The sequence below is a fragment of the Vibrio sp. 10N.286.48.F5 genome (assembly GCF_041469785.1).
Taxonomy (GTDB): domain Bacteria; phylum Pseudomonadota; class Gammaproteobacteria; order Enterobacterales; family Vibrionaceae; genus Vibrio; species Vibrio crassostreae_C.
In genome coordinates, this window is the sequence record NZ_JBFRLG010000031.1 from 67702 (window position 1) to 67954 (window position 253).

The following is a 253-nucleotide window of genomic DNA, read 5'->3' on the forward strand; positions in this document are numbered from 1 at the left end:
CGAGATTCGAGATTCGAGAAAATTAGAAAGGTTGACGTGAAAGCGTCAACCTTTTTTTGTCTGGAGGTTTGTTTACTCGATTATTTAAGCGATTAGCTAACCTACACAGCAAGAGATCTCCTATTACGCTCATTCGTCGCTCTAGGAGATGACGAGAATAGGTGTAGTGAATCCAAGACAACATCAATGATGCGCCATCAAACCACACCAAATCGTTATCCCTCTTCTCGCCATCATTCCCTACAGTGAGGGA

At 43.1% G+C, this 253-nt stretch carries 1 protein-coding gene; it reads right to left on the bottom strand.

All coding sequences use genetic code 11. The features are described 5' to 3' along the window. Window positions 1–22 precede the first annotated feature (22 nt). Window positions 23–253 (bottom strand): hypothetical protein (locus tag AB4185_RS16910; RefSeq protein ID WP_372135688.1); only part of this gene is annotated, 231 nt, incomplete at its 5' end.